Source organism: Herbiconiux sp. (assembly GCF_023264855.1).
Taxonomy (GTDB): Bacteria; Actinomycetota; Actinomycetes; order Actinomycetales; family Microbacteriaceae; genus Herbiconiux.
Genome location: NZ_JAHFUW010000044.1, coordinates 14,429 through 37,187 on the forward strand (window position 1 = coordinate 14,429; position 22,759 = coordinate 37,187).

At 68.6% G+C, this 22,759-nt stretch carries 18 protein-coding genes; 11 read left to right on the forward strand and 7 right to left on the reverse strand.

What is annotated here, in order from left to right; translation table 11 throughout:
* Positions 1 to 2 precede the first annotated feature (2 nt).
* Together Q0D75_RS16005 and Q0D75_RS16010 are read right to left on the reverse strand one after the other, a co-directional pair.
* Entirely contained in the window at positions 3 to 1,196 is a 1,194-nt protein-coding gene (locus tag Q0D75_RS16005; protein ID WP_291055596.1) for an ABC transporter substrate-binding protein, read from the reverse strand.
* Between the two features lie 196 nt (positions 1,197 to 1,392).
* On the reverse strand, positions 1,393 to 1,899 hold the full coding sequence (locus tag Q0D75_RS16010) for a GtrA family protein (RefSeq protein ID WP_291055598.1): 507 nt from the start codon (positions 1,897 to 1,899) through the stop codon (positions 1,393 to 1,395).
* 151 nt (positions 1,900 to 2,050) lie between these two features.
* Between Q0D75_RS16010 and Q0D75_RS16015 the strand changes: the two genes are divergently transcribed.
* From Q0D75_RS16015 to Q0D75_RS16035, 5 genes are all read left to right on the forward strand, one after another.
* Positions 2,051 to 3,256 carry a nucleotide sugar dehydrogenase gene (locus Q0D75_RS16015; RefSeq protein WP_291055601.1) on the forward strand — a complete coding sequence of 402 codons (1,206 nt, stop codon included), beginning with the start codon at positions 2,051 to 2,053 and terminating at the stop codon, positions 3,254 to 3,256.
* Complete coding sequence (locus tag Q0D75_RS16020; RefSeq protein ID WP_291055604.1) at positions 3,253 to 4,038, forward strand: glycosyltransferase family 2 protein; 786 nt, start codon at positions 3,253 to 3,255, stop codon at positions 4,036 to 4,038. Before Q0D75_RS16015 ends, Q0D75_RS16020 begins: the two co-directional genes overlap by 4 nt.
* Positions 4,035 to 5,060, forward strand: a complete 1,026-nt coding sequence (locus Q0D75_RS16025; protein ID WP_291055607.1) for an NAD(P)-dependent oxidoreductase — start codon at positions 4,035 to 4,037, stop codon at positions 5,058 to 5,060. Before Q0D75_RS16020 ends, Q0D75_RS16025 begins: the two co-directional genes overlap by 4 nt.
* Before the next feature lie 70 nt (positions 5,061 to 5,130).
* Positions 5,131 to 6,450: a hypothetical protein gene (locus tag Q0D75_RS16030; RefSeq protein WP_291055610.1), complete on the forward strand. Its 1,320-nt coding sequence runs from the start codon at positions 5,131 to 5,133 to the stop codon at positions 6,448 to 6,450.
* A gap of 85 nt (positions 6,451 to 6,535) precedes the next feature.
* Entirely contained in the window at positions 6,536 to 8,281 is a 1,746-nt protein-coding gene (locus tag Q0D75_RS16035) for a DUF6541 family protein (protein ID WP_291055613.1), read from the forward strand.
* 13 nt (positions 8,282 to 8,294) lie between these two features.
* Here Q0D75_RS16035 and Q0D75_RS16040 read toward each other — a convergent pair whose 3' ends face one another.
* Entirely contained in the window at positions 8,295 to 10,913 is a 2,619-nt protein-coding gene (locus Q0D75_RS16040) for a hypothetical protein (protein WP_291055614.1), read from the reverse strand.
* Positions 10,914 to 11,016: 103 nt separating this feature from the next.
* Here Q0D75_RS16040 and Q0D75_RS16045 point away from each other — a divergent pair, with 103 nt between their 5' ends.
* Both Q0D75_RS16045 and Q0D75_RS16050 read left to right on the forward strand, forming a co-directional pair.
* Complete coding sequence (locus Q0D75_RS16045) at positions 11,017 to 12,381, forward strand: MFS transporter (protein ID WP_291055616.1); 1,365 nt, start codon at positions 11,017 to 11,019, stop codon at positions 12,379 to 12,381.
* A gap of 49 nt (positions 12,382 to 12,430) precedes the next feature.
* On the forward strand, positions 12,431 to 12,967 hold the full coding sequence (locus Q0D75_RS16050; protein ID WP_291055617.1) for a TetR/AcrR family transcriptional regulator: 537 nt from the start codon (positions 12,431 to 12,433) through the stop codon (positions 12,965 to 12,967).
* A 36-nt stretch (positions 12,968 to 13,003) separates the two neighbouring features.
* On the opposite strand, the gene Q0D75_RS16055 is transcribed toward Q0D75_RS16050, so the two are convergent.
* The 4 genes from Q0D75_RS16055 to Q0D75_RS16070 all read right to left on the reverse strand — a co-directional run bounded on the left by Q0D75_RS16055 (position 13,004) and on the right by Q0D75_RS16070 (position 16,798).
* Positions 13,004 to 15,061, reverse strand: a complete 2,058-nt coding sequence (locus Q0D75_RS16055; RefSeq protein ID WP_291055618.1) for a glycoside hydrolase family 99-like domain-containing protein — start codon at positions 15,059 to 15,061, stop codon at positions 13,004 to 13,006.
* Positions 15,062 to 15,072: 11 nt separating this feature from the next.
* Positions 15,073 to 15,882, reverse strand: coding sequence for a rhamnan synthesis F family protein (locus Q0D75_RS16060; RefSeq protein WP_291055619.1), 810 nt, complete (start codon positions 15,880 to 15,882; stop codon positions 15,073 to 15,075).
* A complete protein-coding gene (locus Q0D75_RS16065; RefSeq protein WP_291055621.1) occupies positions 15,882 to 16,145 on the reverse strand; it encodes a hypothetical protein in 264 nt (87 codons plus the stop codon). The genes Q0D75_RS16060 and Q0D75_RS16065 overlap by 1 nt, the downstream gene beginning before the upstream one ends.
* Before the next feature lie 134 nt (positions 16,146 to 16,279).
* Positions 16,280 to 16,798: a hypothetical protein gene (locus Q0D75_RS16070; RefSeq protein WP_291055623.1), complete on the reverse strand. Its 519-nt coding sequence runs from the start codon at positions 16,796 to 16,798 to the stop codon at positions 16,280 to 16,282.
* 63 nt (positions 16,799 to 16,861) lie between these two features.
* On the opposite strand from Q0D75_RS16070, the gene Q0D75_RS16075 reads away from it, so the two are divergent.
* The 4 genes from Q0D75_RS16075 to Q0D75_RS16090 all read left to right on the forward strand — a co-directional run.
* Positions 16,862 to 19,462, forward strand: a complete 2,601-nt coding sequence (locus tag Q0D75_RS16075; RefSeq protein ID WP_291055626.1) for a glycosyltransferase — start codon at positions 16,862 to 16,864, stop codon at positions 19,460 to 19,462.
* A gap of 109 nt (positions 19,463 to 19,571) precedes the next feature.
* On the forward strand, positions 19,572 to 20,486 hold the full coding sequence (locus Q0D75_RS16080; protein WP_291055628.1) for an ABC transporter permease: 915 nt from the start codon (positions 19,572 to 19,574) through the stop codon (positions 20,484 to 20,486).
* A gap of 3 nt (positions 20,487 to 20,489) precedes the next feature.
* The gene (locus Q0D75_RS16085; RefSeq protein WP_291055630.1) at positions 20,490 to 21,698 is read left to right on the forward strand and encodes an ABC transporter ATP-binding protein; all 1,209 of its coding nucleotides are present in this window, start codon (positions 20,490 to 20,492) and stop codon (positions 21,696 to 21,698) included.
* A gap of 1 nt (position 21,699) precedes the next feature.
* Positions 21,700 to 22,759 (forward strand): glycosyltransferase family 2 protein (locus Q0D75_RS16090; protein ID WP_291055633.1); only part of this gene is annotated, 1,060 nt, incomplete at its 3' end.

A 22,759-nucleotide genomic window follows, 5' to 3' on the forward strand; every position in this document is an offset into this window, starting at 1 on the left:
GATCAGTCCATCCCGATCGAGCTGTCGATGAACTCGTTCGTCACCAGGTCGGCGGGCGTGAGCGAGTCGGCGACGGTGATGCCCTGCTGGCTGTAGACCGGCAGCACCTTGTCCATCAGATCCTGCACCCGCGCCTCGTCGAAGTCGCCCAGAGTGTCGTTGTCGCCGTTGCCCGAGATGCCCTCGGAGAGCATCGTCTCGACCGAGTAGTCCGCCACACCCTGCGTGTAGACCCAGCCGGTGTCGTACTGGTCGACCAGGTCGAGGATGAGGGCGTTCGTGGCATCCGGAGCCGCGAAGTAGTCCACCTCGGCCTGCTGCAGCACCGGCACGAGGGCGGCGAGGCAGTCCGGCTGCGCGGCCACGTCGTCGCTGCGCACCACGACCGGATCCTGGTACGGCCGGAAGCCGAGGTCGTCGATCAGCTGGTACTGCACGGGCTTCATCCAGCTCTCCACCTCGTTCTCGTAGACGTAGGGCTCGGCGGAGGCGTAGCCCTGCTGGGCGTCCTTGCCACCCGCCGCCACGAACGAGGCGGGGCTGCCGTCGTACGACCCGTCGGTCTGATCGGCCGGGATGATGCCCGCCGAGGTGAGGTACTCCATGTAGGCGGTGCCGTCGAAGTACCGGATGATCGCGCCGGCGTCGACGAGGTCGGTCACGCCCTTCACGTCGGGATAGGTCTCCGGGTCCCACATGATCATCAGCGGGCTGATGTCGTGCGAGGCGAACACCGCGGTGGTGGGCATCTCGGCCGACTGGGCGATCGACTCGTCGGTGGAGACGTAGCCGAGCAGAATGTCCGGATCGGTGTACATCAGGCTGCTCACGGTCTGGTATCCGGTGGCCGGCCCGCCCGCCCGGATCTCCACGTCGACGCCGGTGTACTCGCCACCGGCCATCAACGGACCGGAGACCACCTTGTTCGTGGCGTCGATCGTGTAGTCGTCGCCGAGCAGCTGGTAGAGGTGCCCGTGCTCGGCCTCCGGATTCCAGCCGGTCTGGATGACGACCATCGCCGGGCAGCCGGCCGCGGCGAGGTCGGTGGCGCCGACGCTGAGTGCGGCATCCGTGGCGGCGTCCTCGCTGGCCGAGGAGCCGGAGCTGCACGCGGTGAGCAGCAGCGCGGTGGCTGCGAGGGCGCCGATCGCCACGGCGGTCTTCGGTGGGGTGCGAAGCGGAATGGTGCGGAGCATGGGATCTCCCTCATGTCGGCGGTGCGGGATCGGGTCGAGGTCAGTGAAGCCCCGCCAGTCTCGCGGCCCGCCGTTGCGCGCCTGTTTCCCGAGGGAGAACTCTCCGTTGCGCCACCCCGCGGCCGGTGCGCGGCCCGCTTTCCCGCGGAAGATCAGCGTCTGCGCCACTGCACTCCCACGCCGGGGGCGCCGGATGCTACGGCGCGACGCTGCGGGAGGCGTCGGCCTCCTTGTTCTTCAGAGCGGTGTAGCCGTCGGACCGGGTGGGCGCGAACACCCAGTAGCGGTAGAGCAGGAAGCGGAACGCCGTGGCCAGCACCAGCCCCACCACGTTGCCCGAGATGTTGTCGGCCAGCAGGCTGGTAAGGCCGAGGAGGTAGTGCGAGACGTAGAGGCAGGCGAGCGAGATGCCGAGGCCGATCACGGCGATCAGGCTGAACTCGGCGAGCTCGAGCAGGAAGTTCTTGCGGCGGTGCTCGCGGAAGGTCCAGTACCGGTTGCCGAACCAGGTGACCAGCGTCGAGATCGTGACCGAGATGAACTTGCCGCCGAGCGGGGTCTCGTACCAGCCGTCGCCCAGGGCGCCGGACCACAGCAGGTTCGAGATGCCGAGGTCGATGAAGTAGCCGACCAGCCCGACGACCCCGAACTTGAGGGCGTACCGCACCAGGCGTTCCCAGAGGTAGTCCCAGATCTTCTTCACGAATTCGCCGTTCTCACCGATCGATGCGGGGCGGCGGTGTGCCGAGCCCTGAAGATGATAACCGACCCTGTATCCTGACCCATGCTCTACTAGTGTCGACACGGACATCGGGGGTGGAGCGGCCCATGATAACGATGCGAGGTCAGACCTTTTGTCCACGAATTTCGAAAACGACGTCGTCGTCATCGGGGGCGGCGGTCACGTCGGTCTTCCCCTCGCGATCGCGCTGGCCGACCGCGGTTCGCGGGTGGTCGTGTACGACCTCAGCGAGAAGGCCGTCGCCGGCATCCTGGCTGGCCGGATGCCGTTCAGCGAGCCGGGTGCCGAGCCCGTGCTGCAGAAGGCGCTGGCCGACGGCATGCTGACGGCGTCGACGGATGCGGCGGTCGTCGCGACCGCCGAGAACGTGGTCGTGGTCATCGGCACGCCCGTCGACGAGCACCTGAACCCCGATCCGAACGCCATCCCCAAGGCGCTCGAAGCGTGCATGCCCTACTTCTCCGACGAGCAGCTGCTCATCCTGCGCAGCACCGTCTACCCGGGTGTCACCGCCTTGGTGGAGCGTCGCCTGCGCGAGGCGGGCCTGGGTACCGAGGTCGCGTTCTGCCCCGAGCGCATCGCCGAGCACAAGGCGATGGAAGAGCTGTTCACCCTCCCCCAGATCGTCTCCAGCCGCACCGCGACGGGCCGCGCTCGCGCCGCCGCGCTGTTCGGCACCCTCACCGAGCAGATCGTGCACCTCGAGCCCGAAGAGGCCGAGCTGGCGAAGCTGTTCACCAACACGTGGCGCTACATCAAATTCGCCGCGGCGAACCAGTTCTACATGATGGCGAACGACCGCGGTCTCGACTTCGAGAAGATCCGCAAGGGCCTCACGCACGACTACCCCCGCGCCAAAGACCTGCCGGGCCCCGGTTTCGCCGCCGGCCCGTGCCTGTTCAAAGACACCATGCAGCTCGCCGCGTTCAGCGACAACAAGTTCGCGCTCGGCCACTCGGCCATGCAGGTGAACGAGGGGCTGCCGCTGTACATCGTCACGCAGCTCGAGAAGCGCTTCGACCTCGAGAACCTCACCGTGGGCATCCTCGGCATGGCGTTCAAGGCCGGGTCGGACGACATCCGCTCGTCGCTCTCCTACAAGCTGCGCCGGGTGCTGAAGTTCCGGGCGAAGGCCGTCATCGGCACCGACCCGCACGTCACCGAGGAGACCGACGACACGCTGCTGCCGTTGGAGTCGGTGCTCGAGAAGGCCGACATCCTGATCGTCGCCACGCCGCATGCGGAATACCGCGACATCCAGACGGACAAGCCCGTCGCGGATGTCTGGAACCTGCTCGGCCAGGGGGTCCTGATTTGAGCGAGGACCACCGCGCCTCGATCATCATCCCCGCCTACAACGAGGGCGAGGACATCGTTCCGGGGCTGGATCGCATCTTCGAGGCCGTGCACCTCGACGTCGAGGTGCTGGTGGTGGTCGACTCACCCGACGACACCACGGTTCCGGTGGTCGAGGCCTACGCCGCGCAGCATCCGGCTCTCCGGATCGCCGTCAACGACTACGGTCGCGGCCCCGCCTACGCCATCCGCTACGGCATCGACCACGCCACCAGCGACACCGTGGTGGTGACGATGGCCGACGGATGCGACGACCCCCGCCAGATCGACGACCTCGTGCGCCTGGTCGAACGCGGGGTCGTGGTGGCCGCCGCCTCGCGCTACATGCCGGGCGGCCAGCAGGTCGGCGGGCCGCGTTTCAAGGCCTTCCTCTCGCGCACGGCCGGGATCACGCTGAACCTGTTCACGAACGCGGGCACCCGCGACGCCACCAACTCGTTCAAGGCCTACAACGCCGAGTTCGTGCGCCAGGTGGGCATCGACTCGATCGACGGCTTCGAGATCGGGCTCGAGCTCACGGCCAAGGCCCGGCGCCTGCGCCGCCCGGTGGCCGAGATCCCCACCATCTGGCTGGACAGGGCGTTCGGCCAGTCGAACTTCAAGCTCGCCAAATGGCTCCCCAAGTACTTCCGGTGGTACCGTTTCGCGTTCGGCCGCCAGCTGACCCTCGACGAGCTGCACGAACTCGTCCGCACGACCCGCACCTCCCCCAGCCCCTCGAACACAAGGAAGCAGACGTCATGAAGAAGGTCCTCGTCACCGGATCCGCAGGATTCATCGGTGGTTACATCGTCGAAGAGCTGCTCGAGAAGGGCTACCAGGTCGTCGGAGTCGACAACTACTCCAAGTACGGCCCCGTGAAGAAGTCGTACGACGAGAACCCGAACTACGAGCTCGTGGTCGGCGACGTGCAAGACGTCGAGCTGATGACCCGTCTGCTGGAGGACTGCGACCACTTCATCGCCGGCGCCGCCCTCATCGGCGGCATCTCCTACTTCCACACCTACGCCTACGACCTGCTGGCGCAGAACGAGCGCATCATCGCCTCGAGCGTGGATGCGGCCATCGCCGCCCACAAGAAGGGCCGCCTCGAGAAGGTGACCTACATGTCGAGCTCGATGGTGTTCGAGTCGACCGACCGCTGGCCCTCAAAAGAAGGCGACGAGCGCGAGGTTCCGCCGCCGCTGTCGTCCTACGGCTTCCAGAAGCTCGCCGTGGAGTACTTCGCCCGCGCCGCCTGGGACCAGTACAAGCTGCCCTACACGATCCTGCGACCCTTCAACTGCGTGGGCATCGGCGAGAGCCGCGCGCTCGGCGACGTCGAGATCGACTCGGGCAACGTGAAGCTCGCCATGAGCCACGTCGTGCCCGACCTCGTGCAGAAGGTGCTGAAGGGTCAGGACCCGCTGCACATCCTCGGCTCGGGCGAGCAGGTGCGCCACTACACCTACGGTGGCGACCTGGCCCGCGGCATCGTGCTCTCGCTCGACCACCCGGCCGCGCTGAACAACGACTTCAACGTCTCGACCGCCGAGGGCCACTCGGTGATCGAGCTCGCCGAGGTCATCTGGCGCAAGATCAAGGGCCCGGACGTGCCGCTGAACGTCACCAGCGACCCCGGCTTCGAGTACGACGTGGCCAAGCGGGTTCCGGATGTCTCCAAGGCGAAGGAACTCCTCGGCTTCGAGGCGACCACTACGCTGGAGGACATGCTCGACGAGGTCATCCCGTGGATCGAGAACGCCGTCGCCGACGGCACCATCTAGCTTCTACCTCAGTGGAGTCGATCTGACGACAAGTCTCCGGGCGCGGCTCGCCACGTGGATCTTCGGACCCGTGGCGGCCGCGCCGCGACCTCTCTGGCGCGCCGGCATCGTCGTCGTCCTGATGTTCGCTGCCGGCATCCTGGTGGCGCTGACCCGACTTCCGTCGGATCAGTGGAACGTGCTCTGGGCCGAAGACGGCAATCAGTTCCTGACGTCGGCGTTCCGCGTCGACTACCTCACGAACCTCTTCACCCCCTACGCCGGCTACATGCACCTGGTGCCGCGCACCGCGGCGCAGCTGGTGGCGGCGATCGTGCCGACCAGCCACCTCGGCCTCGGCATGAACCTGTGCGGGGCCGCCGTCTGGTCGGCCGTGGCCCTCTCGGCGTTCGTGTTCACGCGGGGCCGCATCCAGGATCCGCTGCGCTGGGTGCTCTGGCTGCTCGTGCTGGTGCTGCCGATCGGCTCGATGGAGGTGGCCACCAACGTCTCGAACTCGCACTGGCTGCTGATGTTCGGGCTGTTCATGGCGGTCTCCGCGCGGAGCGGCCCCGGGGCGGCCGGCGTCTTCCGCATCGTCTTCGCCTCGCTGCTGATCGTGGCCTCGGTGATGAGCGACCCGCTGTCGCTCGCGTTCACGCCCTTCGTACTCGCTCGGGTCATCACCCTGCCGAAGCTGCGCGAGAACGTGGTCAGCGTGGTCTTCGTGGTGGCCGCGGCGATCCAGCTGATCGTGGTGTCGGGCACCGAGCGCGACCGCGGCGATCCGCAGGTGTCGCCGGTGCTGCAGCTGACCACGTACCTCGTGCGGGTGGTCTGGGGCGACCTGCTCGGCCAGCAGGCCGGCACGACCCTGTACAACGAACTGGGCCGCCATCCGGTGGTCGTCCTGGCCGGGGTGGTCGTTCTCGCCCTGGCCGTGCTGATCGTCGTGCGCTGGCGCCGCAGCGGCCTCGCGGCCCTCGCACTGGCCGGCTCGCTCGGCTTCTACGCCGTCGTGGCGGTGCTCACCTGGAACCGCTTCGGCCTGCAGCCGATCGGCGTGGAGGTGTACTGGGGCGGCCGCTATCTCGTGGTCCCGACCCTGCTGCTGCTCGTCTCGCTGGTGGCGATGCTCAGCGTGTGGCTGCCCTCGGGCGGGCGGGAGCTGTCTCGAGGACGACGTGCCGGGCGGGCCGTCGGGATCGGGGTGGTCGCCGTTCTGCTGCTGCTTCCCGGGGTGTTCAACTACCAGGTGCCGGCCTACAAGGCGAACGTGCCGCCCCTGTCGGCCTCGGTCGTTAAGTTCCAGAGCGCCTGCACCGCCACGCCGACGACGTCGGTCGCGGTGCCGATCGCGCCGCAGGGGTTCTCGTTCATCGTTCCGTGCGAGCGGATCCTGCAGAACTAACGTGAGGAATCCTCCCGAATCGGGATGATAGGGTTCCCGCGCGGCGCACATCAGGGGATTTGTACACTTGTAGAATTCAGGTCTCATGTCACTTTGGATCATCCTGCTCGCGGTCCTGGCCTTCACCATCCCCGCGACCATCGTGGTCACCGCCGGGATGACCGTCACGAGACGCCTGTGGCTCGCGAATCCTCTGGTCGGGCCCTTGTACGGCGTGCTCGTGCTTGCACTCATCTCCTGGCTCGCGTTCCTGGCCTACTGGATCGCGCCGGCCGTCGGCGTGGTGTTCGGCAGCGCGGCACTCGTCGCCGCTCTGGTGGCCTTCGTGCAGGGCGGGCTGTGGCGGGAATGGCGCCAGGCCCTGCCGATCGGCGCCCTCATCGTGGGCGCGATCGTGTTCTACCTGGGCTTCACCTACCTCTGGGGCACCGACGGAGGCGTGTACGACGTCGTTCCGACCCGCTTCTTCCACTTCCGGATGCCGGCCGACAACCTGCTGCCCGGCATCTTCGGGCAGCACCTCGTAGCCGGCCAGCCCACCCACGCCATGCTCGGCGACTGGAACGGCGGCGACCGGCCACCGCTGCAGTCCGGCTTCGGCCTGCTGATGCGGCCGATCGTCGGGCTCGCCCAGCTGCTCACGGGCCATTCCCCCGTCGAGGAGATCCCCGAAGCCACCTCGTTCGCCTTCGACATGCTGCCGCAGCTGTTGTGGGTGCCCGCCGGCTACGCGCTGCTGCGGATGCTGTCGTTCCGCCGCTGGACGGCGGTCGGCGGCCTCGTGTTCGCCCTGATCATCCCCACGGTCATGGTCAACACGGTCTTCACCTGGCCGAAGATGCTGTCGGCCGCCCTTGTGCTGGCCGCGCTGGCCTTCCTGCTGGCGGCGAAGAAGACCCCCGAGCGCTTCGCCGTGTACTTCGGATCGGCCATCCTCGCCGCGGTCTTCGCCGTGCTCGCCCACGGCGCCGCCGCCTTCACCATCCCCGTGCTGCTGATCGTCGGCGTGTACGCGTTGCGCGGCCGGCCGCTGCGCCGCAGTCTCGCGGGCATCGGGATCGCGATCGGCGCGGGACTCGTGCTCTACGCGCCGTGGATCATCTACCAGCGGTTCGTCGACCCGCCCGGCGACCGGCTGCTGAAGTGGCACCTGGCCGGGATCACCCAGATCGACCCCCGTTCCTTCCTGCAGGCCTTCGTCGATCAGTACTCGTCGCTGACCTTCTCGCAGTTCCTCGCCAACCGGCTGCAGAACCTCTCGACTCTGTTCGGCTCCGATCGCTTCGCCCAGTTCAGCGATCCGAAGGCCGACCTCACCGTGGTGTTCCGGGTCGAGGACTGGACGAGCACGATGTTCGCGATCGGGATCATCGCGACCGTGCTGCTGACCATGGCCGTGGTGAGCCTGGCCGGCCGGTGGCGCAGCCTCAGCACGTCGGAACGGCCACGGCTGGTGCTGCTCGGCGGGATGCTGGCATCCGTCGTGATCTGGGTGCTCGTGCTGTTCACCCCCAACCAGGCGATCGTGCCGCACGGCTCGCACGCCTGGATCCTCGTGCTCACCATGGTGCCGTTCGCCTGGCTGCTCGAGTGGGCGCCGCGCACCGGAGTGGTGCTGCTGTGCGTGCAGGCCGCGTTCGGCGTGACGCTGTACTTCCGCGACCTCTACGATCCGACCTCGCGGTTCTCCCCGAGCGCAGCGCTGGTGAGCTTCGTCGGACTGCTGTTCCTGCTGGTGGTGCCGCTGCTGCTGGCCCGCCGAGGCGAGCGGATGAGCTCGCCCGACGAGCTGGCCGGCACCCGCAGAGCCGCCCGCGCACCCGCCCGCTGAGGCGGGCTCCGGGTCAGGGGACAGTGACCGTCGAGCAGCCGAGGTCGCGGCCGTCGAAGCCGGCCGTGAGGCAGATCTTGTGGCTACCCGACGAGGCCGGAACGATCGCGTCGATGCCGTGGTTCGGTCCGACGCCCGGGAAGTAGGCGTCGATCCAGCCGAGCGGCAGGCTGGCCGAGATCGGGGTGGCTCCGCCGCCGTCGACCGAGGCCCAGACGTAGGTGCGCTCGTTCGTCGACCGGTTCACCGACCAACCGGTGACGCGGATGCCGCCCTTCACCCCGGTGACCGAGTCGATGCTGGCGGCACCGGTCGACGGCACGTCCACATCGCGGCAGCCGAGGCTGGTGTTGTCATAGGAGTGCGTCACGCAGACCGTGTGCTTGCCGGCCGTGGCCGGGATCGAGAGGTCGAAGCCGTGGTTCGACCCGACCCCCGGGAAGTAGCCGTTGATCCAGGAGAGCGACTTGTCGGCGCGGTACGGGCCACCCTTGCCGTCGACCGTCACCCAGATGTAGGTGACGGCGGTGCTCAGGCGGTCGACCGCCCAGCCGCTGAGCTTGATGGTGCGGTCGGCCGTGGTGGCCGAGTCCCAGCTCGCGGCCCCGCTGGAGGGAACGGTGACCGTCTTGCAGCCGTAGGACACTTGCTCCGAGGTGCCCGTCACGCAGACCGTGTGCGGGCCGGCCGAGGCCGAGAAGGTTCCGGAGAACCCGTGGTTCGGGCCCGACTTCGGGTAGAGGTTCGGAATCCAGGTCAGCGTCTGGTTGGCCAGCAGCGGGCCGCCGTTGCCGTCGATCGTCACCCACACGTAGGTCGACTTGGAGTTGCGCTGATCCAGCGACCAGCCGGTGACGCTGATCTTGCCCATCGTCGCCGAGACCGTGTCGAAGCTGCCGACCTCGTTGTTGGGCACGGTGACGGTCTGGCAGCCGTACGACGACGACTCGAGCGTGCCGAAGACGCAGACCGTGTGCTTTCCGGGTGAGGCCGCGATGGTCTCGCTGAAGCCGTGGTTCTTGCCGGAGGACGGGTAGGCCTTGCCCGCGGCGTCGTTGGCCTTGTTGGCGAGGTAGCCGCGGCCCGATCCGTCGACGTTGATCCAGACGTAGGTGGCAGCGGTGGAGCGCTTGTCCAGGCTCCAGCCGGCGACCGTGATGCCGCCCTGCACGCCGGTGACCGACTGCACCGCTCCGGCCTCGTTCGAGGGCACGTAGGCGGTCTTGCAGCCCAGCAGCGCCGAGGCGTAGCCGTAGACGCAGACCCGGTGTGTTCCGGGGCCGGCCGGGATGACCCGGTCGTAGCCGTGCAGGTTGCCGATGTTGGGGTACAGCCCCGGCGTCCAGCTCAGGTTCTTGTCGACCTTGTAAGCGGTGCCGGATCCGTCGACGTCGACCCAGATGTAGGTCTGGCCGCCCGCGGCCTTGTTCAGCGACCAGCCGGAGATGTGCACGCCGCCCACGACGCCGTCGGCGACGTCGAGGTAGCCCATCGCCGTGGTGCTCGGCACCTTGACCGACTTGCAGCCGAGGTCGATGCCGTTCGACTTCGACACGCAGACCGTGTGGTTGCCGGCGCTCGCATTCACGATGGTGTCGAACCCGTGGTTCACGCCGGCGTTGGGGTAGAGGGCGGGGATCCAGTCCAGCCGCACGTCGGCGGTGGCTGCGGTGGCCACGCCGTCGACGGTGACCGTGACGCCGACCGGGTTGCTGCTGGAGGGGTCGACGGCCCAGCCGGTGACCTGGATGCCGGCGGCCACGGCGACGGCCGTGTCGAACGCGCCGTTCGGGTTGTTCGAGCCGCGCGGGTCGCCGAACCAGTCGGTGTACAGACGCCAGAAGTTGCGGTTGCCGTAGGAGGAGCATCCGTCGTTCTGGCCGCCGTAGACGTTCGACATCGCCGTCGCGTTGGGCTGGTACGGCGTGTAGTAGTACAGACCCGCGGTGGCCTGGTTCTGGATCAGCACCGGCGAGGATCCGCAGTTCGCGTCGGGGTGGTAGCGCACGTTGGCGTACTTGCCCACGGGGAACCAGGTGAAGAAGGCGGTGGTGCCGGGCGGGTTCGAGTAGCGCTTGTACTGCCAGGCCGCCTTGTAGACCTGGTTGTAGAAGCCGGTGAACTCGGCGTCGCAGGGCGCGGTGTCGGGGCAGGCGAAGCCGGTCGCCGCCGCGTACTGGCGGGCGCTCGGAGCGGTGTCGGTGATCAGCGACTGCTCCTTCTGCAGCAGCACGATCAGCACGGACTGGCTCACGTTGCAGGCCTTGCCCACCTTGGCGATGATCGTCGCCGCCGACTCGTTGGAGGCGCCGGTGTAGCTGTTGCACATCGCGTCGGCGGAGCGCGTCCAGGTCGTCTGCGTGTAGTCCTTCACGCAGGTGTAGCCGGAACGGCAGCTGGAGACCTGGGAGTTGAGGAAGTTCTGCACGGCCTGCGCCGACATGGCTCCGCCGTTGAAGAAGTTGGCATCCGAGATGATGTTGCCCGGGTCGAAGTCGGAGGCGTTGGCCTGCATGACGGCCTGCGGGGCGGGAACGGCGGAGGCGGGGGATGCGGTGGCGACGAGCCCGGCCGCGGCCAGAATCACGCTCAGTCCGGCCGCAAGTATTCCCCTGGTCGAACGGCGTCTCATGAATTCATCCTAGGGAACGCCTTCGAATTCGCTCCCGACCTCCTGATCTCCGGCGAGTCGCGCTCACTTTCAAACTTTACATTCATGAATGTATAGTTAGAGGATGAGTGCCCAGATGAAGACGCGGTGGATCCTGTTGGCGACCGTTTCGGCGGGGCTGCTGCTGATCACGATCGACAATTCGGTGCTGTACACGGCGCTGCCCACGCTGACCCGCGAACTCGGGGCGAACCCGACCGAGAGCCTCTGGATCATCAACGCCTACCCCTTGGTGATGGCCGGCCTGCTGCTTGGTGCTGGAACGCTCGGCGACCGGATCGGGCACAAGCGGATGTTCGTGATCGGCCTCGTCGTCTTCGGCGCGGCTTCGCTGCTCGCCGCCTTCTCCCCCACCCCCGAGGTGCTGATCGCGGCCCGGGGTCTGCTCGCCGTGGGCGCGGCGGCCATGATGCCGGCCACGCTCGCGCTCATCCGGGTGGGTTTCGACGACCAGCGCGAGCGCAACATCGCGATCAGCGTGTGGGGCAGCGTCGCCGTGCTGGGCGCGGCCCTCGGCCCGATCGTGGGCGGTGCGCTGCTGGAGTGGTTCTGGTGGGGATCGGTGTTCCTGGTGAACGTGCCGGTGGTGGTGGTCGCCCTGGTGGCCGCGCTGATCGTCGCACCGGGCGGCGACCGCGATCGATCGCGGCCCTGGGATCTGCTCTCGTCCGTGCAGGCCATGCTCGGACTCGGCGGCCTCGTGGTGGCGCTGAAGGAGGCCACCAAGACGGATCCCTCGTGGCTGGTCGTCACCGTCGCGGCCGTGATCGGGGCGATCGCGTTCGCCCTGTTCATCCGCCGCCAGCGGCGACTGCCCTACCCGCTGCTGGATCTCACGCTGTTCCGCATCCCGGCCCTCAGCGCGGGCGTCGTGGCCGCCGGGCTCTCGCTGTTCGCGGTGGCCGGCGTCGAGCTGGCGACCTCGCAGTACTTCCAGGTGGTGGCCGGTTTCACCCCGCTGCAGGCGGGTCTGATCGTCGTCTCGTTCGCGGTGGGTTCGCTGCCGAGCTCCCTGCTCGGCGGCGCGATCCTGCACCGGGTCGGCCCGCGGATGCTGATCGCCGGCGGGCTCGCGATCGCCGCGTCGGGCGTCGTGCTCGCTATCGCGCTGCTGCCGCTGGGCTGGGGAGGTCTGGTGGTAGGGCTCGTGCTGGCCGGCATCGGGCTCGGCTTCGTGATGGCCTCGGCCTCGTCGGCGATCGTCGGGAGCGCGCCGCGGCACCGGGCGGGCATGGCCTCCTCGGTGGAGGAGGTGTCGTACGAGTTCGGCGGACTGGTGGCCGTCGCCGTGCTCGGCAACCTCATCTTCTCGATCGAGAGCGGCTACCCCGTGGTGATGGCGATCGTCGCGGCCGTGCTGGTGGGAGGCGCGATCCTCACCTGGCTCATGCTCCGCCGCACGGATGCCACAGCCCTCGCCGCACACTGAGCGGCGGCCGCCGCCCCCGGAAGCCCGGCCACTGCAGGAGGATGGACCCATGCGCCCCAACAACCGCACCCGCATCCTGGAGGCCGCGACCCGCGTGGTCGAACGCGACGGAGTCCGCCGCCTCACCCTCGAGGCCACGGCCGAGGAGGCCGGGCTCACCCGCGGCGGGATGATGTACCACTTCCGCGACAAAGACGCCCTGATGCTCGCGCTGCAGGAGTTCGAATCGGCCCGCTGGGAGGCGCAGCTGGAAGAGGCGGCCGGCAAGACCGCGGCCGAGGCCACACCCGACGAGCGGATCGCCGCCTACGCCCGGGTCGCGATGGAGTCGGTGAGCGGCGCGGAGTTCGCCCTGGTGATCGAGTCGTCGTCGGATCCGCGGCTCGCCGAACCGTGGAACACCGTGCAGCGGCGCTGGACGCCGACGCCCGAGCAGGCGGCGGCCGACCCGGCGGAGTTCGACCGCTTCGTGCTGCGCCTGGCCGCCGACGGCCTCTGGTCGTACGACGCCTTCGGCAGCGAGCCGATCACCCCCGAGCTGCGGCACGCCCTCGCCGAGCGCATCTCCACCCTGCTGAGCCGCTGACCCTCCGCTGAGTTGCGAGAGTGGGACGAGAACGCGCTAGCGGAAGAGCACGTCGCGCACGGCCAGGAGGTAGGTGCGGCCCCAGCGCTGCGAGGGCTCGAGCACGGCGCCCTCGGCCCACTCGTTCCAGGCGTTGATGAAGACCACGCGCTGGTCGCGCTCACGGTCGGCCACCGACGAGACGGTGGTGTTGAGCCAGCGACGGAACGTGAACGGGTTCGATCCGTACCACATGTCGGGCTGCCACTGCCGGCGGGCCGTGTTGTCGAAGTTCACCATGACGCCCGGGTAGCGGCCCTCCGGCGACGCGCTGTTCAGCTTGTCCTCCGCCGCGGAGGCCATCGCGCCGTAGCTCAGGAAGTTGCCCTGGAAGCGCTCGTCGAGCCCACGGCCGAGTCGCGGGAGCGACGACCAGAACATGTTGTGCGGCGCGAACTCGAGCGAGGCGTCGAGGCCGTGCTCGGCCACACCACCCTCGATGCCCTGCATCGACCCGCCCACGTCGACCGTCACCATCGTCAGACCGGGCAGCCCGGCCTCCTCGGCGACCTGACGCCAGTAGGCGACCGTCTCGACGTGATCCGGGATCTGGGTGATGCGGTACACCGCGATCACCGGCTTGCCGTCGATCCGGATGTAGCGCGGATCGGTGATCAACGGCAGCACGTCGTGGATGAACTGCTTGGCCGGCACCCGGTCGTAGTCCTGGGCGATCAAGATGTTCTTCTCGCTGCCGTCCCAGCGTCGGGTCCAGTTCTCGTTGGCCCACATGATGCAGAACGGCTGGTCGCCGGAGCCGGCCACCAGGTCTTCGACCGGCATCTCCATGAGCTTCTTGCCCGCGAACCAGTAGTAGTAGTACATGAAGCCCTCGATGCCCGCGGAGGCCGCGAGCTCGTACTGGGCGTCGCGCACGCCGGGCGTGCGCAGATCGTAGAAGCCGAGGTCGCTCGGCAGGAACGGCTGGATGTGGCCCGGGTACAGCGGCACGCCGGCGGCCACGTTCGACCACTCGGTGAAGCCCTTCTCCCACCACTCGTCGTTCTCGGGGAAGGTGTGGAACTGCGGCAGGTAGAACGGGATGACCCGGGCGCGCGGCAGCACCTCGGTGTCGGGGCGGTACCGTTCGAAGGCGCTGCCGGCCGCACCGGATGCGGCGGTCGCGGCATCCGGAAGGCTCGAGGCGTCGCGGATGTCGTACCCCGCCTCGCCCGCCACGATGCCCAGGATGCGCTCGATCCCGTGCGCCGTGGTGGCGTCGACCTGACCGGCCTCCTCCTCGAAGTCGCCCGGCGCGAGCTCGAAGGCGCGCAGGCCCTGCAGAAGGAAGCCGCGGATCCAGTAGATCGAGCCGGCGGCGAAGCGCAGTGCCTCGTCGTCGAAGTCGATCTGGATGCGGCCGAGCAGCGCCGCCACGATGTCGCGGTCTCCACCCCAGAACTCCGGGCCGAGCACGTTGCCGGTGGAGGTGAGGATGCCGAGGGAGGGATCGGTGGCGAATTCGTTCAGCACCCGCGTGATGGTCTCGACCGAGCCGGCGAGCTCGCTGAAGAAGCCCTCGCGCCACTGGTCGCCCGAGCCGCCGAGTTCTTCGTGCGCCTCGCGCCAGGCGCTCTTCTTGGTGTGCACCTTGAACACGAGCTCGTACGGGTCGAGCAGGCCGGCGTTCGCCAGCGAGACCAGGGGCAGGATGTCACGGCCGTGGTTCGGCAGGGCGAACATCTGAACGCGGTCGGCGTTCGGCAGTGCCGCAGCATCGATCGAGACGTCTTCGCCAGACGCATTGGTGACCAGAAGGTCGAACGGCACCGGGATGGCGGCGATCGACTCGAGGATCTGCGGCAGGAGATCGGTGTAGTACACGTGCACGACCACGGCGATGCGCGAGGTGGGCGGCGCGGCGAGGAACTGCTTCTTCCACTCGCCCGGGTACAGCGCCTTCAGCCGGGCGCTGCGGTTGTACGACCAGTCACCGAAACTCGCCGGGAAGTCGTCGTCGCGCGTGCTCGAGGGCGGATCCGCCAGGATCTCGCCGGCCCGCTTGAGTGCGCGCCCCGTTCGCCGCTTGACCCCGCCGATGGTGATTCGTCTCATTGTTCCCTTAGTTAGATCCACTCGACCGGATCGACGCCGTACTTCTCTGCGATGACCGCGGGCACCCGGAAACCATCCCCCACGATACCGGGGTTGGTCACCAGCTCCCGTTTGACGAACGGGAAGCCGAGCTCCAGCAGGCCGCGCCAGCCCTGGATGGTGGGGTTCTGGGTGTAGTCGACGACCTGCTCGTAGCCGAACCAGGCGCCGGTGACGAACCCCTCGCCCTGCAGCAGGCGGTTCAGGCCCAGCTCGTACTTGTCGATGATGTCGAACTTGGTGGGCTGCTCGGGCAGGTTCTTCCAGAAGTAGCGCAACGCCGGGTCATCCAGCACCCCGCCCTGGAACCCCAGCAGGAAGCTCTGCAGGTGCGGCATGTACTGGTTCGTCCAGGTGCCACCCCAGACGTCGTAGTAGGAGTTCTCGAAGTCGGCGACCATCGGCTCCAGGCTGCCGAACGGGCCCACCAGCGAGTCGTTGGTGATGATCACGTACCGCTTGGAGCGGATGGCCGGGAACAGCTCGAGGCCCGTGGCCCACGAGCCGAAGTCGTAGCCGATGTTGGGCTTCCGCACGACGATCGCGTCGTTCGCGGGACCCCGGGACCAGTCCAGGGGCTCGGTGTCGTCGGATGCGCGCACCACGACGACCGCGTAGCCCTGCTCCTCCAGCCGGGCCACCATCCACGACAGCGACAGCGACACACGGGACGAACGCCCCCAGCTCGCCACCACGGCCACCCGGTCGCCGGCCGGAAGCGTCTTGCGCGGGCTCTCGACGACGACGCGGTGCAGAACCTGCTCGAGAACGGTACCGGCCATCAGGTCCAGCCGTTGTTCAGGGCTTTGCGCCGTCGCATCCGCAGCGGCCGGGTGATCGACCACGAGGTGGAGGCGCGCAAGGCCTTGAGCTGGCTGCTGTAGCGCTCGCTCTGGTTGCGGGCGGCCAGGAGTCGCCGACGGTACTCCTCGGTCTCGGCGGTACGCCGGGCGAGCTGGGAACGCAGAGCGGCGACCTCGAGACGGAGTTCGCGCAGTTCGTTCGCGACATCGACGTCGCCTGTGGGAGGAAGTCGTGAGCTCATCGCTGCTACCGCACTTTCGACAGGGGAAACCAGCCCATCGTAGTCGGCTCCGGATGCCGCTGCCTGCGAGAGCGCCGAATGCGCCGAGCCCTGCTCAGCGGCGGGCGTCAGCGCGGGAGTCGGCGGAACGCGCTTCAGCCGACCTCGACGCTCGTGCTGGTGGCGCCGGAGTGCGTCGAGTCGGCGAAGGAGAGCTCGACCGTCCAGGTGCCGGTGGAGCCGGCGGGCAGCGCGATAGCGAGGTTCGAGCAGTAGGTGACGGCCGCATCCGCCATGCCGGGCGCCTGCGCCGAGGCCGACTGGGTGTCTTGCGTGGCGGTGGCGATGCAGACACCGGTGGAACTCACCAGGTCGGTCACCATGCCGGCCACCGAGATGGCCGAGGAAGAGGGATCGTAGGCCGCGTTGATGATCTCGACGCTCACCGGTGCGATCTCCGGCGCGGTGGGGGTCGGCGTAGGAGTGGGAGTGGCCGTCGGCGTCTTCGTGGCGGTCGGCGTCGGCGTGGCGGTGGCCGTGGGAGTGCTGCTGGCGGTGAGGGTGGGGGTGCTCGTCGGCGTCGCCGATCCGTCGACGCAGCCGGCCAGTGCGACGCCCGCCGAGACGGCGAGGAGGGAGCTGACGGTGAGGCGGAGCAGTGTCGATCGAACCATGGCACCGATCCTAGGCACGGCCGCTCCGGATGCCGCCAGGCGCACCGGCGATAGGCTGAACGGGTGAAGCAGAGAGCGTTGCCCGCCGAATCCGGCGTCGTGTCCGTGGTGGTCGTCAACTACCGCGGGGCCGACGACACGATCGAGTGCGTCTCGCAGCTCGCCGGCGTCGACTGGCCCGCCGGGAAACTCGACATCGTGGTGGTGGAGAACGGATCGGGCGACGACAGCCTGGCCCGCCTCGGCGCCGCCTTCGCCGGCGACGATCGTGTTCGGGTGATCGAGTCGGCCGAGAACCTCGGCTTCGCGGGCGGTTCCAACCTCGGCGCGCAGGCCGCCCGGGGCGAATTCGTGGCCTTCCTCAACTCGGATGCGAAGCCGCATCCGCAGTGGATCCGGGGCGCGCTCGAGCAGTTCGACATCAGCCCCTCGGTCGCCGCCGTCGGCAGCAAGGTGCTCGACTGGGAGGGCAAGGTGATCGACTTCGTCGGCGGCAGCCTCACCTGGTTCGGCATGGGCTACAAAGACCACGAGAACCAGCCCGACGACGAGCGCTTCCAGACCCCGCGCGACATCCTCTACGGCACCGGATCGGCCCTGTTCGTGCGGGCCTCGGCCTTCGAGGCGGCCGGCGGCTTCGACGAGCGCTTCTTCATGTTCTACGAAGACGTCGACCTCGGCTGGCGGCTGAACCTCGCGGGGCTCCGGGTGCGGTTCGCACCCGCATCCGTGGTCTTCCACAAACACCACGCCTCGATGCGCAGCTTCGGGCCGTACCGCGAGAGCTACCTGCTCGAACGCAACGCGCTGGCCACGCTCTACAAGAACCTCTCCGACGAGAACCTCGCGCGGTTCCTGCCCGGCGCCATGGCGCTGCTGGCCCGGCGCGCGGTCGCCAAGAGCGACCTCGACTCGCAGGCCTTCGACATCCGCCGCTTCGACCGCACGGATGCCGCGGCCGAGTTCGACGAGACGACACCCGTCTCGAAGGAGTCGCTGGCGGGGCTGTTCGCGCTGGACCAGTTCGTGGAGGAGCTGGAGTCGCTGAGCGTCTCGCGCGACACGATCCAGGCCGGTCGCCGGCGCACCGACGGCGAGCTGTTCCGGCTGTTCGGCAACATGATCCACCCGCTGCTGGGCGGTTCCTCCTACCTCTCGGGTTTCCGGGCCGTGGTCGACGCCTTCTCGATCGAGGCCTCGACCGACCGGCGGCGCATCCTCGTGATCACGGGCGATGCGCTCGGCGAGAAGATGGCGGGGCCGGGGCTTCGCGCCTGGAAGATCAGCGAGGCCCTCTCGGCCGAGCACGACGTGCGGCTCGTCACCTGGAACGCCGCCGCCCGCAGCTCCGACCGCTTCGAGGTCGAGCACGTGCAGCTGCAGAACGAGCGGCAGATGCGCCGGCACGAGCAGTGGGCCGACGTGATCTTCTTCCAGGGCTACGCGCTGCACCACTTCACCACCCTGCAGAAGTCGCAGAAGATCATCGTGGCCGACATCTACGACCCGATGCACCTCGAGCAGCTCGAGCAGGGCCGCGAGTTCGGCACCGAGCGGTGGACGAACATCGTGCGCTCGGCCACCGACGTGCTGAACCAGCAGCTGGCCCGGGCCGACTTCTTCCTCTGCGCCTCCGAGCGGCAGCGACTGTTCTGGCTCGGTCAGCTGGCCGCGCTCGGCCGCATCAACCCGGCCAACTACGCGGCCGACGACACCCTCGAGCAGCTGATCTCGCTCGCCCCGTTCGGGCTCGACTCCACGCCTCCCCGGCACACCCGCGACGCCATCCGGGGCGTGGTGCCCGGCATCGGCAAGACCGACAAGGTCATCATCTGGGGCGGCGGCATCTACAACTGGTTCGACACCCTGACGCTGGTGCGGGCCGTGGGGCAGTTGGCCGAGCGCCGCAAGAACGTGAAGCTGTTCTTCATGGGCGTGACGCATCCGAACCCGGATGTGCCCGAGATGGCCGTGGTGCAGAAGACCAGGCAGCTCGCCGCCGACCTCGGGCTGACGGGTAAGAACGTGTTCTTCAACGACTCCTGGGTCGACCTCGACGACCGGCAGAACTACCTGCTGGAGGCGGATGTGGGGGTCAGCACGCACTTCGAGCACATCGAGACGACCTTCTCGTTCCGCACCCGCATCCTCGACTACCTGTGGGCGGGACTGCCGATCGTGACGACCCGCGGCGACAGCTTCGGCGACCTGGTGGAGAAGGAGGGCCTCGGCGTCTCCGTGCCCGAGCGCGACGTCGACGCCCTGGCCGACGCCCTCGAGCGGATGCTCTACTCGGCTCCCGAGCGCAAGGCGGCGGTCGCCGCCGTGGCCCGGGTGCGCGAGCAGTTCACCTGGGACGAGACGCTCAAGCCACTGGTCGCATTCTGCCGGGACCCGCATCCGGCCGCCGACCGTGTGCTGGGCTCGCTCGCCGACGACTCCGGCGCATCCGGAGGCTCGTCGTCGTCGCTGCTGGCCGGCGGCGCTCCCGGCCGCGCCCGCCCGGTGACGGCCGAAGAGAAGTTCCAGCGCATCTCGACCCGTCGACACGGCATCCGCCGCGACCTGGCACTGGCCGGCCACTACCTCACCAACGGCGGCCTCGGCTCGCTCGCCGGCAAGGTGCGCTCGCGCCTGAACCACCGCAGCGCCTCCCGCTCCTGACTCCCCGCCGACCCGGCCCGCGTCACTGGGAAGGGCGCGCAGTGGCGTCATGTATCCTCAGACGCGGCAGTTTTCCGGCTGCCGCACGATATGCCTTGGAGGCCGTTATATGGCTGGCTCCGCACTAGAGTCCCCGGCCGCGCGAGCGGCCCGGCTGCAGGATGAACCGTGGCAGTACGCCGGCGGCAGCAGCAAGGGCGTCACCGGTACGGTCGCCTCCGTCCGTGAGATCTGGGCCCAGCGCCGCCTGCTCGGGCTGCTGACCAGCCGTGAGCTGAAGTCGCGCTACAAGGACAGCGCGGGCGGGTTCCTCTGGAGCCTCGCCAAGCCGCTGACCCAACTGTTCATCTACTACCTGGTCATCGGCCAGTTCCTGGGCGCCGCCCGCAACATCGACAACTTCGCGGTGTACATCTTCGCGGGGCTCACCATCTACACGCTGTTCAGCGAGATCGTGGGCGCCGGCACGGGCTCCATCATCGCCAACGCGGGTCTGGTGAAGAAGGTCTATCTCCCCCGGGAGATCTTCCCGCTCGCCGCCGTCGGGTCGGCGCTGTTCAACTTCGTGGTGCAGATGGTCATCCTGCTCGTCGCCGCGGGCATCATCGGCACGCTGTCGTTCGGGCCGCAGTTGCTGTTCGGCCTCGGCTCCCTGGTGCTGATCCTCATCTGGGGCACCGCGATCGCGCTGCTGCTCGGCGCCCTGAACGTGTACCTGCGCGACATCCAGTACCTGGTCGAGGTGGTGCTGCTGCTGCTCATGTGGGCCTCGCCCATCCTGTACTCCTGGCAGCAGGCCGCCTCGGTGCTGCCGCAGTGGCTGCTCGAGATCTACGTGAACTCCCCCATCACGCTGGCGGTGCTCGGCTTCCAGGAGGCCTTCTGGAGCGAAGCCTCCAACGGCGTCCCCCTCCCCCACCTGGCGCTGCGGATGCTGATCGCCGCCGCCATCGGGGTGCTGGCACTGTTCGGCGCCCAACGAGTCTTCAGCCGCCTTCAGGGCGACTTCGCACAGGAGCTGTGATCCGTGGCCGGTAATACCCGCGTCGTCGAAGTCAACGACGTCTCGAAGCGCTTCATCATCCGCAAGGAGAAGAGCCTCAAGGAACGCCTGGTGAACGCCGGCCGTTCGAAGCAGTTCAAAGAGGACTTCTGGGCGCTGAAGAACGTCTCGCTCGAGATCACCTCGGGCCAGACCATCGGCCTGATCGGGCCGAACGGATCGGGCAAGTCGACGCTGCTGAAGACCATCGGCGGCATCATCCAGCCGACCACGGGCTCCATCCGTCGCCGTGGCCGCCTGGCGGCTCTGCTCGAGCTCGGTGCCGGGTTCCACCAAGACCTCACCGGGCGCGAGAACGTGTACCTCAACGCGTCGATCCTCGGCCTCTCGCGCAAGCAGACCGACCTCTACTTCGACGACATCGTCGACTTCTCGGGCATCAAGGACTTCATCGACACCCAGGTGAAGTTCTACTCCTCGGGCATGTACGTGCGACTCGCCTTCGCCGTGGCCGTGCACGTCGACCCCGACCTGCTGCTGGTCGACGAGGTGCTGGCCGTCGGCGACGAGGCGTTCCAGCGCAAGTGCCTCGACAAGATCCGCTCGTTCCAGCGCGAGGGCCGCACCATCGTGCTGGTCACGCACTCGCTGGGCCAGATCACCGAGTTCTGCGACCGTGCCGTGCTGCTGAACCGCGGCACCGTGCTGTTCGACGGCGCCCCGCACGAGGCCGTGCGCGACTTCCGTGAGGTGCTCGAAGAGCGCCGCATCGACGAGGCCGAGGCGCACAACGCCACCCACGAAGAGCAGGTTCCGGTCGACAACGGCTCGATCCTCTCCACCACGGTGCACGCCGCCGGCCGCGCCGAGGGCGACCCGGTGCGCCCGGGCGACGACCTCGTGGTGCGCGTGACCTACCGGCATCCGACGGGCCTGGACGACTGGATCGCCGCCATCCAGATCGACAACGTGCAGGGCGTGCCCGTCTACGGCACCGCCTCGCTCCGCCTGGGCGTGTCGATGGGCACCCTGCGCGAGCCGCGCACGGTGGAGTTCATCATCCGCGGGGCGCAGTTCGGCACCGGCAAGTACTTCATCAACTCCACGCTGATGGATGCCGAGAAGAAGCACCTCGCCGATGTTCCGCAGGCCGTGTCGTTCGACGTGCCGCACTACGATCTGGCCGTCGGCATCCTGCACGCCGAGCCGGAGATCCGCGTTCTCGGAGCCTGAGATGGCGCCGCGCCGTTCGCCCGCAGCCGCCGAGATCGCCGTGACGGCGGTTCTGGTGAACTGGCGGCAGCCTGCACTGACCTCGGCGGCGGTCGCGTCGCTGGAACGGCAGACCGGGCTGCACGGTGAGGGCCCGCATCCGGGCATCCGGCTGCGGATCGTGATCGTGGACAACGGATCGGGCGACGGCTCGCTCGACGAGCTGCGCGCGCGCCATCCGCAGCATCTGGTGGTCGATGCCGGACGCAACGGGGGGTTCGGCGCCGGTGTGAACGCCGGAATCCGCGCGTGCCCCGCCGATGCCTACGTGCTGCTGAACAACGACGCCGTGGCGGAGCCCGGCTTCGTGGCCGGGCTGGTGCGTGCGCTGTGGGCCGAGCCGACGGCGGGTGCCGTGACCGCCCGGATCGTGCTGCAGGGGCGGTGGCGGCGCGCCGGGGCAGGTGCGGCAGGCGCAACGGCGGCAGACTCCGGGCTGGTGAGTGCAGACGGCACGCGCTGGCAGCGGGTCGCGGACGACGCCGCCGACGACGGGGTGGAGCTGCTGAACAGCACGGGTAACGAGATGACCCGTTCGGGCAACGGCCGCGATCGCGACTGGCTGCGACCGGCCGCCGAGGGCGAGACGCGCCCGGCCGGCGAGGTGTTCGGCCTCTGCGGCGGTGCCGCCGTGCTGCGCGCGACGGCCCTGGAGCAGGCCGGCCTGTTCGACGAAAGCCTGTTCATGTACTACGAAGATACCGAGCTGTCGTGGCGTCTGCGCCGGGCCGGCTGGGGCATCCGGTACGAGCCGGGGGCCACCGCTCGGCACGCGCACGCCGCGTCATCCGGAACCGGGAGCGAGACATTCCGTTTCAGCAATGAACGCAACCGGATGCTCGTGGCCCTGCGCACGGCGCCCGCTCGGGTGGCGCTCACCGCCGTGGCCCGTACGACGGCGGCCACCGGGCGATCGGCCGTGCGCGCCGCGCTGCGCCCTTCGGCGGCGAACCGCTCCGACGCGCGCCGCCGCGCGCGCTCGCTGGGCTCCGCCCTGCGCCTCGCCCCCGCGAACCTGCGCC